This is a genomic window from Nocardioides sp., assembly GCF_036401255.1.
Lineage (GTDB): Bacteria > Actinomycetota > Actinomycetes > Propionibacteriales > Nocardioidaceae > Nocardioides.
Window position 1 is genome coordinate 1 of record NZ_DASWVI010000331.1, and the last position, 1,520, is coordinate 1,520.

At 74.9% G+C, this 1,520-nt stretch carries 2 protein-coding genes; one reads left to right on the plus strand and one right to left on the minus strand.

Translation table 11 applies throughout. The features are described 5' to 3' along the window. Positions 1-838 (minus strand): benzoate/H(+) symporter BenE family transporter (locus VGD85_RS15415; RefSeq protein WP_331064316.1); only part of this gene is annotated, 838 nt, incomplete at its 3' end. A gap of 49 nt (positions 839-887) precedes the next feature. Here VGD85_RS15415 and VGD85_RS15420 point away from each other — a divergent pair. Next, on the plus strand, positions 888-1,418 hold the full coding sequence (locus VGD85_RS15420; RefSeq protein ID WP_331064317.1) for an XRE family transcriptional regulator: 531 nt from the start codon (positions 888-890) through the stop codon (positions 1,416-1,418). Positions 1,419-1,520 lie beyond the last annotated feature (102 nt).

The following is a 1,520-nucleotide window of genomic DNA, read 5'->3' on the forward strand; positions in this document are numbered from 1 at the left end:
CGGCGGCGAGCGCGGCGGTGATGGCCGCGAGGTTGATCGCGTGCCCGCCGAACGGCGCCCCGAGCAGCGTCCCGAGCCCGGTGACGGCCATGGTCTCGCGCCACGGCACCTCGTAGCCGAAGCTCGCGGTGATCGCCACGCCGGGGACGTTCTGCGAGGCCATCGTGACGATGAACAGCGGGACGGCGATGCTGATCACCGCGGGCAGCGTCCAGGCGGGCGTGGTCCAGGCGACGGTCGGCACCAGGTCGGCAGCGGACACCGCCGAGCCGGCGTCGACGACGACCACGACGAGCGCGACCAGGAGCGAGACCGGGACCGCCCACCGTCGCGAGACCTGGTGCACGAGCAGCCAGGCGATGACCACGGGCCCGACGGTGTACGGCGAGTCCGCGAGCCCGGTGACGGGCGCGAGGCAGATCGGCAGCAGCACCCCCGCGAGCATCGCCCGGGCCAGCGAGGACGGGATCCGGGAGATCAGCTCGCCCAGCCAGGGGACCAGCCCGGTCAGCAGGATGAGCCCGGCGGTCACGACGAACGCGCCGACGGCCGCCGGCCAGCCGCCCTCGACCGTGCCCGTCGACACCAGGAGCGCCGCGCCGGGGGTCGACCACGCGAGCGTGATCGGCCGGCGGTGCCGCACGCTGAGCCACAGCATGCCGAGTGCCTGGGTGACGAAGACCGACAGCAACCCCGACGCCGCTTCGGCCGGGCTCGCCCCCACCGCGACCAGCCCGGCGAGCACGACGACGAACGAGCTGCTCGACCCCACGACCGCCGTGACGATCCCGGCGACGATGGGCGTCGGGTCGCGCCGAGCCGTCGCGGGTGGGACCATGGAGCAGACTCCGTTCTGTAAACAGAACGCAACCCTAGCGGAGGTGGACATGGCGAGCGAGCCGGGCGCAGCCGCCGGCGCGCGGGTGCGAGCCCTGCGCGAGGAGCGCGGCCTCACGCTGACCGCGCTCGCCGCGGCCGCCGGCATCGGCAAGGGCTCGCTCTCCGAGCTGGAGTCCGGCCGGCGCAACCCCACGCTGGACACGCTGTACGCGGTCGCCGGCCCGCTCGGCGTACCCCTGGGTGCGCTGCTCGACTTCAGCGCGGGCGCGGTCGCCGCCGACGAGGGCTTCGAGGGCGTCCTGCTCCACACCGAGCGAGGGGAGTCCTCGACCTCGGAGGTCTACCTGCTCCGCGTCGCCGCCGGCGTCACCCGCGAGTCACCCGCCCACGCCGCGGGCGCCGTCGAGCAACTCGTGGTGCTCGCCGGCGGCTGCCGGGTGGAGTACGCCGGCCACCGGGTCGACGTGTCGACCGGCGGCCACGCGAGCTGGCCGGCCGACGTGCCCCACCGTTACACCGCAGCCGGCGACGCCGACCTTCGCGCGGTCAACGTGATCGTGACGCCGCACGGGTCCTGAGCGATCAGCCGAGCACCAGCACCAGGTCGCCGCCCTCGACCGCCTGCGTGCGCGACAGCGCGAGCCGCTGGACGGTGCCGGCGACCGGTGCGGTGATCGCGG

Coding starts and splice junctions, on each gene's coding strand:
- VGD85_RS15420 (WP_331064317.1), top strand. CDS start 888: ATGGCGAGCGAGCCGGGCGCAGCCGCCGGCGCGCGGGTGCGAGCCCTG.